This window comes from Flavobacterium sp., from assembly GCF_043773265.1.
GTDB lineage: Bacteria > Bacteroidota > Bacteroidia > Flavobacteriales > Flavobacteriaceae > Flavobacterium.
In genome coordinates, this window is record NZ_JAYVFH010000251.1 from 1 (window position 1) to 8,836 (window position 8,836).

General features: G+C 27.3%; 10 protein-coding genes. 4 read left to right on the forward strand and 6 right to left on the reverse strand.

Going from position 1 to position 8,836, the window contains the following annotated elements; all coding sequences use genetic code 11:
* Positions 1-237: 237 nt before the first annotated feature.
* Genes gwsG through ACH2BO_RS13455 form a run of 3 tightly spaced genes read right to left on the reverse strand, consistent with a single transcriptional unit; the run spans position 238 to position 2,443 of the window.
* Positions 238-1,164: a grasp-with-spasm system ATP-grasp peptide maturase gene (gene gwsG, locus ACH2BO_RS13445; RefSeq protein ID WP_395045247.1), complete on the reverse strand. Its 927-nt coding sequence runs from the start codon at positions 1,162-1,164 to the stop codon at positions 238-240.
* A gap of 54 nt (positions 1,165-1,218) precedes the next feature.
* Complete coding sequence (locus ACH2BO_RS13450; RefSeq protein ID WP_395045248.1) at positions 1,219-1,473, reverse strand: hypothetical protein; 255 nt, start codon at positions 1,471-1,473, stop codon at positions 1,219-1,221.
* Positions 1,474-1,498: 25 nt separating this feature from the next.
* Complete coding sequence (locus ACH2BO_RS13455; RefSeq protein ID WP_395045249.1) at positions 1,499-2,443, reverse strand: hypothetical protein; 945 nt, start codon at positions 2,441-2,443, stop codon at positions 1,499-1,501.
* A gap of 150 nt (positions 2,444-2,593) precedes the next feature.
* On the opposite strand from ACH2BO_RS13455, the gene ACH2BO_RS13460 reads away from it, so the two are divergent.
* The 3 genes from ACH2BO_RS13460 to ACH2BO_RS13470 all read left to right on the forward strand — a co-directional run bounded on the left by ACH2BO_RS13460 (position 2,594) and on the right by ACH2BO_RS13470 (position 3,530).
* Positions 2,594-2,977: a helix-turn-helix domain-containing protein gene (locus ACH2BO_RS13460; RefSeq protein ID WP_395045250.1), complete on the forward strand. Its 384-nt coding sequence runs from the start codon at positions 2,594-2,596 to the stop codon at positions 2,975-2,977.
* 98 nt (positions 2,978-3,075) lie between these two features.
* Positions 3,076-3,303 carry a DUF433 domain-containing protein gene (locus ACH2BO_RS13465; protein ID WP_395045251.1) on the forward strand — a complete coding sequence of 76 codons (228 nt, stop codon included), beginning with the start codon at positions 3,076-3,078 and terminating at the stop codon, positions 3,301-3,303.
* Positions 3,303-3,530, forward strand: coding sequence for a DUF5615 family PIN-like protein (locus tag ACH2BO_RS13470; RefSeq protein WP_395045252.1), 228 nt, complete (start codon positions 3,303-3,305; stop codon positions 3,528-3,530). The genes ACH2BO_RS13465 and ACH2BO_RS13470 overlap by 1 nt, the downstream gene beginning before the upstream one ends.
* A gap of 400 nt (positions 3,531-3,930) precedes the next feature.
* On the opposite strand, the gene ACH2BO_RS13475 is transcribed toward ACH2BO_RS13470, so the two are convergent.
* The 3 genes from ACH2BO_RS13475 to ACH2BO_RS13485 are packed head-to-tail and all read right to left on the reverse strand — an operon-like array spanning position 3,931 to position 8,331.
* Entirely contained in the window at positions 3,931-4,884 is a 954-nt protein-coding gene (locus tag ACH2BO_RS13475; RefSeq protein WP_395045253.1) for an AAA family ATPase, read from the reverse strand.
* 47 nt (positions 4,885-4,931) lie between these two features.
* Entirely contained in the window at positions 4,932-6,353 is a 1,422-nt protein-coding gene (locus ACH2BO_RS13480) for a peptidylprolyl isomerase (RefSeq protein ID WP_395045254.1), read from the reverse strand.
* Between the two features lie 19 nt (positions 6,354-6,372).
* Complete coding sequence (locus ACH2BO_RS13485; protein WP_395045255.1) at positions 6,373-8,331, reverse strand: peptidylprolyl isomerase; 1,959 nt, start codon at positions 8,329-8,331, stop codon at positions 6,373-6,375.
* Positions 8,332-8,534: 203 nt separating this feature from the next.
* On the opposite strand from ACH2BO_RS13485, the gene ACH2BO_RS13490 reads away from it, so the two are divergent.
* The coding region (locus tag ACH2BO_RS13490) for a GTP-binding protein (RefSeq protein WP_395045256.1) at positions 8,535-8,836 on the forward strand (302 nt) is incomplete at its 3' end.

An 8,836-nucleotide genomic window follows, 5' to 3' on the forward strand; every position in this document is an offset into this window, starting at 1 on the left:
GATACAATTTGTAAATATTTTAAAATATAAATTTGAACTCATACTAACTAAAATCTTGATGTTGGCTTATTTGGTTTATATATATCGTAAAACTTATCATTAAAATTTCTCGATGGGATTAATTTTTTTCTAACAACTCTTATTCTTTCATATTGCTTAATCTCAACATCGTTATATGATAAAGGAAGAATCTCTTTACTATGTTCTATAAATTGTAATATTTCTTTTTTGTTCATTTTATAAATATTCAGCTATTTTTTTTTCAAGATTGTAATTACACGGAAACGACACCATACCAAACTGACCAACTGGATTGACTTCTAAAAACACATATTCATTCTCTAGAGTTACAATCATGTCAATCGAACCACAATTCAAATCAATTTTTTCCATTAACGCAGTGATTTTTTCTTCAACTTCATTAGGTAATTTAAATGGAACACATCTATTTGGTCTTGTTTTGTTATAGTTTCTAAAATCAATATTGGTTTGATCATCATTTTGAGAAAAAATAGCCATACTATAAAAATTTCTTTCTAAATAAAAAATACGAAGTTCATATTTTTTTTCTATGTAATTTTGAGCCAAGGATGGAAAAAAATTTTCAGAGTTTACCTTCTTCAAATCAATCAAACTTGTGAAATTGATTATGGTAAAATCATCAAAATCTTGCATACAATTTCCAGAGATAACTTTGGTAATATATCGTTCTCTTGAATTATCTAAAATTTTACTCAGATAAGTCTTATTAGAAATTATAAAATCATTTGGAGTTTTTAATTTAAATTTTCTAGCAATATCACCTATAATTAGTTTATTTACAGAGCTATTTTTAAACGAGTTTAAATGTTTTATTTTATACAATCTATAATGTAAAAATTGAATAAATGTTCGAATTTCTTCATTCCTCAACATATCAATTTGTTCTATATGTGTTTTTTCAAATCCAGTAACATTAAAATATCCTCTTCTGTACCAGAAACTTTTAATTTCAGATAATAAGAAAGAACTTGAATTCATCTTAAAAACAATATCATCTCCAATAAACTCTAACTCAATTTTATCAGTTTCATTAATTCTAAACCATTTTTTATTGAGAGTATTTAACCATTGAAGAACATCTGTTGTTGAACTATCATCCTCTTCAGATAATATTAATATCATATATTATTTATAAAAAATGCTTGGAATTACCCAAGCATTAGCTTAAAATTTTAATTAAACATATTCATTATGCCATGGTCCCCAACCAGTACTCCCTGAATTATCAGTTCTTTTCCTTACACTAGCATCACATCTACCAGTAGCTGATGATGATGTCTCAGAGCCAGCTTTAATTTCTGTTTCCCAAGTACCATCTCCACCTCCAAATCCTCCTCCATCAGTTAAACCACCAAAAACATTACTTAATTGATTGTCTTCTAAACAAGAAACTTCTTTCTTGAACTCTTTAATTGATTTTAATTTACTCATATTTAAAAATTTAAAAATTACATAATTATTCACTCCAATCTTTTTTATCTCTCCAATCAAAATATTTATAACTAGTCAATCCAATAGATTTTCTAATTGAGTCAATTTTTTTATGATTTAAAAGTGGCACGTTTTGCTCTATATTTTCTCCTGTTATCGTTCCAAAGTATTGCATATTTTGTGTATTCCAAATATATTTATCATAAATATCTGCATAAATTGTTGGTGAACAAGAACCATTTTTTACATATATAAGTATTTTAGCTAGTAAATCTAATATAACATCATTAACCTCTGCCTGATGTATTAAAAGAATATAAAAATTTGAATATGTTTTAATATTATTTTCATCAAAATATAAATCATTACCAATTAACTTATCACTTGGATAGCCATTTTGCTCAAAAATTTTATTAATATCGATAATGTGTTTATTTAAATAAAACCTAATCTTCTCTTTGCTGTAAAAACTACCTCTCACTGACTGATCTTCTCTTACTAATGTATCTATTTCAGCAATTAACTCAAAACTTAAACTGTTATAATATTTATCTTTTAATTTTTGAACTTCATCTTTTTCAAGTTTTGAAAGTTTAAAAATTGTATCTGAAAGTTTTTTATAATCCGAAGAATTCACACTATAACTACCAAACTTAGTTAAAGATTTTTTTATTTTACTTTCTATATCAAAACTATTTCCAGTCATTATAGAAGAGGCGATAAAAGTATTATATTCAAAAAAAACAGGCATATTTATTGGTTCATACTTTTTAAACAAACTATCTAATATCCTGTAACTTCCCTCGTAATCTTTTAAAACAAACAAACTATCAGCTTCATAAACCTTTAAATAATAAGGAATATAATTAACTTCTTCCTGCATTTTTTTTTCAACAATTAGATTGTTTTTAGGTTTACAAGAAATTATTAATAATAAACTCATTAACAATAACAATTCAATTTTTTTCATAGTAATAAAATTTATTCTTCCAAATTTATTGATTTGTTTTGTTATGTCAAATTTGTAAGTTTATTTTTAAATAAAAAATTACTTTTTCGAGTAAAATATTACTTTTTAAAAAATAATTATTACTTTTACGTAAATTTAAAATTTTTTATTATGGAGGAAGTATTGTCAAAAATAAAAGAATATCGTAAGAAAAAAGGATTTTCTTATGAAAATATGGCACATGAATTAAATACATCTGCTGCTGCATATAGAAAAATAGAACTCAACCAAACAAAACTAACAGTTGAACGATTACAACAAATCGCTCAAATTTTGGAAGCTAAATTAGAAGATTTATTAGATTTAAAGGCAAGTACAGAATTTAATCAAACTAATAACGAAACTGCAACTGGATACCAACAACAAATTGAGAATTTTTATCAAGAAAATAAAGAGAAGTCAGAAAAAATAGAACAAATTTATGAATCTAGATTAAAAGATAAAGACACGATGATTTCTCAATTGCATAAAATTATTGATAAGTTCGCTAAGTAAAAAAAAATTAAACTCGAAGAAGAAAACCAACAGTTGAAAGAGCAGTTGAGAAAGTGATTTAAAAAAATTGTAACTTTGTTTTATAAAATTTAGTTATTATGAACTTATTAGAAAGAATTACAATTAATCCTGAAATACTTCATGGAAAACCATCTATTAGAAGAATGCGTTGGTCAGTTGAAATGGTTCTTGATATGCTTGGTTCAGGTATGTCTAGTGATGAAATTATTGAAGACCATCCAGAATTAGAAAAAGAAGATATTTTAGCATGTCTTAAATTTGCAAAAATGTATTTATCAGGTCAATCTATTCAAAATGTTGCCTGATGAAGTTTTTATGTGATGTTCATATTTCATTTAAACTTGTAAATGCAATTAAAAATTTAGGTTTTGATTGTATTCATGTAAATTCCATTTTAGATAAATGGTTTTCCAAAGATTCTGAAATTACAAAATTTGCTGATGAAAATGATTATATAATGATAACTAAAGATGCAGATTTTAGAGATAGTTTTTTTATTAAGCAATCTCCAAAAAAAACTAATAAAAGTTAATTTAGGAAATATTTCTAACTCAGAATTAATTAGAATTTTTACAGAAAATATTCAGAAAGTTGAACTAATATCTCAAAATAATCTAAAATTCATTATTGAAATAGATATTGAAAACATTAATTATATAACTTTATAATAGTACATAAATTCATGGTTATAGGATTAATAATCTAAATACCAATTAAAAATATCGCATCGCACACCAACTGAAAACCATGTTGTGCTTTCTTTAAAATCCAGTATGAATGTGGCGATAAAAAATATACTTCATTTGTAAAAGTGATGTTTATGAAGCTTGTTTATAATAAACCTATTCTGTTGGTTAATGAAATTAGTATTGAAAAAATAAAAAACGGCTAAAAATGTAATATTTTTTAGCCGTTATAATAAAATTTTATAGCTACAACAATTTATCAATTATCATTTCTTCAGTAATTCCTTCGGCGTCGGCTTTGTAATTTTTTATAATTCTATGTCTTAGAATTCCTGTTGCTACTGCTTTTACATCTTCAATGTCTGGAGAGAATTTGCCTTTAAAAGCTGCATTGGCTTTGGCAGCAAGAATTAAATTTTGCGAAGCTCTTGGTCCTGCACCCCAATCTAAATAATTTTTTATATACTCGTTGGATAAAGCATTGTTTGGTCGCGTTTTGCTAACTAAAGTTACTGCATATTCAATTACGTTATCTGCAACTGGTATTCTACGAATTAGTTGTTGAAAATCTATAATCTCTTGTGCTGTAAATAATGGATTTATAGTAGGTTTTGCATCAGATGTTGTGGTTTTTACTACTTCAACTTCTTCGGCAAACGATGGATAAACTAGTTTTATGGCAAACATAAAACGGTCTAATTGAGCTTCTGGCAAAGGATAAGTTCCTTCTTGCTCAATTGGATTTTGGGTTGCTAAAACAAAGTATGGCAAATCTAATTTATAATTTTGACCTGCAATTGTTACTGAACGTTCTTGCATTGCTTCAAGCAAAGCTGCTTGCGTTTTAGGTGGTGTTCTATTAATTTCATCGGCAAGAATAATATTAGAAAATATTGGTCCTTTAATGAATTTAAAATGACGGTTTTCATCAAGAATTTCGCTACCAAGAATATCTGATGGCATTAAATCTGGAGTAAACTGAATACGTTTAAAATCTAAACCTAAAGCTTGCGAAATAGTATTAACCATCAACGTTTTAGCCAATCCTGGAACACCAACTAAAAGTGCATGTCCTCCAGAAAAAATACTTAATAAAATTTGATCTACTACATCGTCTTGTCCGACAATAATTTTGGAGATTTCTTTTTTTAATTCTAATCTTTTTTGAACTAGGTTTTGTATTGCTGTTACGTCTGACATTGTTTGGTATTAGATTTAAGATTTTAAATATAAGTAAAAAATCGAAATTATTGCTTTTTCAACCAATTGTTTGCAAATTCACAATCTCTATAATCATCATTGATGTTAATGTATGATTCTTTGATTTTTTCATCTGTCCATTTTGCAATAGCAGAAATTTGCTTTTCTTTTAGCGCTAATTCTTTAATTTTAGTATAATCTTTACTATAATCGGCAGCATGCTCGTTGATTCTATTGGTTACAACAATCATTTTAATTTTTTTACCACTTCTTGGATCTTCTTCTAGAATTGGTTCTGTAATTTCGTTATCTTTTAAATTAGAAACTTGTGCATATAATTCTGGATCCATTTTAGTTAACTCAAAGTGTGTATCTTGAGTTTTTGGATTTATTAATATTCCGCCATTGGCTTTAGTTTCTTTCTCCTCAGACATTGTTCTTGCTGCTTCTGCAAATGTTATTTCTTTATCTTCAATTCTTTTCTTGATAAGAAGTGCTTTTTCTCTTGCTTCTGTAATGCTTTCGTTAGAAACTTTTGGCATCATTAGAATATGTCTTAGCTCTAAATCTTGACCTTTAATTCTTTCTAATTGAATGATATGATATCCAAATTCGGTTTCAAATGGCTCAGAAATTTCACCTTCCTGTAATGAAAATGCAACATCTTTAAATTCTTTTACAAAAGCAGTTTTTTTATTTATTAAATAATAACCACCACTAGATGCTGATGCTCTATCGTCAGTATAAATCACAGCTCTAGTTTTAAAACTTGCTCCTTCTAGAACTTCTTTTTTTATTTCTTTAAGTTTGTCTATTACTCTTTGCTTTTCGGCATCTGTTATTTTTGGTACAATTACAATTTGAGCAATTTCTAATTCGGCACCAAAAACTGGTCTATCATTTTCTGGAATTTTCTTGAAAAAATTTCTAGTTTCTTCTGGAGTTATTTGAATGTCTTCGACAATTTTTCTTTGCATTTCACTTGCCAAACGCTGTTGTTTTAGAATATCAAATAAATCTGTTCTAAAATCTTCTTCGCTATTTTTTTTGAAATACTTGATTACTTTGTCCATAGAACCCAATTGCTCAACCATATAACTCAATTGTTGATCCATTTTTTCTCTTACTTCTTCATCTTTTACAACTATAGAATCTTGAATGGCTTGATGAGCATACAATTTATCTTCAAGTAGTTTTCCTAACATTTGACATCTAGTGATATCTTTTATTGAGTTTCCTTGACTTGATAATTCTAGAAATGATTTATCAATATCAGAATCTAGCACAAGATAATCTCCAACAACTGCAATAATGCCATCAATTTTTTGTCTTTTATTTTGAACTACAGGTTTTTTTGCTTTTACTGTATCAACAATTATTTCTTGCGCGTTGGCAAAAAAACTTGCAGTAAGAAAAAGTAAAATTGGTAGTATTGATTTTATTTTCATGATATTTTTTAATATTGGCATTGTTTGAAATTTGGTGTGCTTATTTTATTAATTTATTTTTAACTTTTTCAAAAACGTCTTGGTTTACATTTACTTGAAATTCATTCTTCAATTCATTAACCCAATTTTTCTCTAAATATTGTTGGTATTCATTAACTATTTTACCTTTACATTCTTCAAAAGTTTTCACAGCTTCTGGCAAAACTTTTTTTACATTGGTTACAAAGTAATATTCTCCTTGTTTTGTGATTTCAGAAAAACCAACTTCTTCTTTAGTTCCTTTTGGCAAAGCTTCTGCTCCAACCTCAAGAACACTTTCAGTTATCATTACATCAACTACATCTTTCACATTCAATTTTGTCTTAATATCTTGAATAGAAATTCCTTTTTTTATCATTGCAAGTGCTTTTTTAATTACATCCATTTTTGTTGATGAAGCAATTGCAACGTCTAGTCTAGTTTTCCATTTGTGTTTGTCTTTTTGAGTTTCATAGAAATTTTTTAAACCCAAAGTATCTGTTTTAGAACGTTCCCAGATTTCTTTTTCCATTAAATCAAACAACAACAAACCATCTCTGTATTCTTCGACAACCGATGCGAATTCTGGAAATTCTACTTCTAAATTATCATTGTAATAAGTGTTTATTTGTTCGTCAACAAAATTAGAATAAAGCACATCCATTAATTTAGCAATTGGTTTAGCTGCAATTCCAGATTTTTGTTGTGACTTTATATAATTTAAAAATTGACCACCAGAAACAATTCTAGTTTCAATATTCATCAATTTACTACTATATTCTTTTAGGTTTTCTGGCAATTCCCATTTTCCGTCATAATAGTCATTTGTAACAAGTTTTGAAGTTGCTGCAAACATTTTTTCATCACGTTTTACTTTATATTTTTTTCTAAGTTTTTCTGTCAATGAATTAGTAATCAATCTAGAACGATCATCTTTACCAATTTTATTTTCAAGTTCTGCTTTAGATTCTTCAAATGTTTTTACTGGATAATTATCAATTAACTTCACAATATGCCATCCAAAAGCAGATTGAATTGGCTTAGATATTGGATTCTCTTTAGTTAAAGAAAACGCAGTATCTTCAAATATTTGAGAGCTCAATTGACCAGAACCAAATTTATTTAAAACACCGCCTTTAGAAGCCGATGATTTATCTTCAGAAAATTGTTTAGCTAATTCATCAAAACTTTCGCCTTGCTGAATTTTTTTGTAAATATCATTTATGTTATCTTGAACTCCTTGAGGATCAACATCTTCCTTTGAATTCATTAACATAATATGTGCAACGGCAACTTCACCTCTATTTTTTCTAATATCAACAACATTAATAATATGATAACCAAAACGAGTTCTTATAGGTTGCGAAATTTGACCTTTGTCGGTTTTATATGCTGCACTTTCAAAGGCATACACCATTCTAAAACTTGTAAAATATCCTAAATCTCCCATGTTTTCTTTGGCAGATGGATCTTCGGAATTTTCTTGTGCTAATTTTGCAAAATCTTCACCTGCAACTGCTCTTTTTCTTATCTCTTTTATTTTACTATATGCAATTAAAGTATCTTGTGGCGATGCGTTCTCATCAACCATTACTAAAATATGTGATGCTCTAATTTCACTTTTCATTCTATCATAACCTTCTTTTACTAACTCGGCAGTAACTTTAGAATCTGATGTGTAGTTTTTAGAAAGTTGGGTTCTATAACTCTTAAATTCGTTTTGATATTGAACATTGTTTTGCAAACCTATTTTGTTTGCTTTAGTAACTTTTAATTTATAACCAACAAACAATTCGAGATATTGATTTAAATCTTTTTGAGATTCGTCTTTAACTAAATCTAAATTCTTTTTGTAAACACGCTCAAACTCATCTGTATAAAATGGTTTTCCATCTATTGTAAATAAAACTTCTTTCGAATTATTTTGTGCATTTATTGAAAAACTTAACGTTAATAATAATCCTAAAAATACTTTTTTCATACCTCTATATAATATTAAAAATTTACTTTAATAACAATCAACAAATGTAACAATTCATCGCTATTATACAACTATAAGCAATAGTATTAACAAAAATTTATTAACATAAATTGCAATATTGAGTTGTTTTAGCATTGAGAATAATTAATTGAATTAGTTATTTTGCGAATTAGATAGTATTTTTGCAACCCATAAAATAATATATGAGTTTTTTAAAAGAAATACAACGAAGAAGAACATTTGGAATTATTTCACATCCAGATGCAGGAAAAACAACATTGACAGAAAAATTACTTCTTTTTGGAGGAGCAATTCAAGAAGCTGGTGCTGTAAAAAACAATAAAATAAAAAAAGGTGCTACGAGTGACTTTATGGAAATTGAACGCCAAAGAGGAATTTCAGTAGCAACATCGGTTTTGGCATTTAATTATAAGGATAAAAAAATCAACATTCTAGATACGCCAGGTCACAAGGATTTTGCCGAAGATACATTTAGAACTTTAAC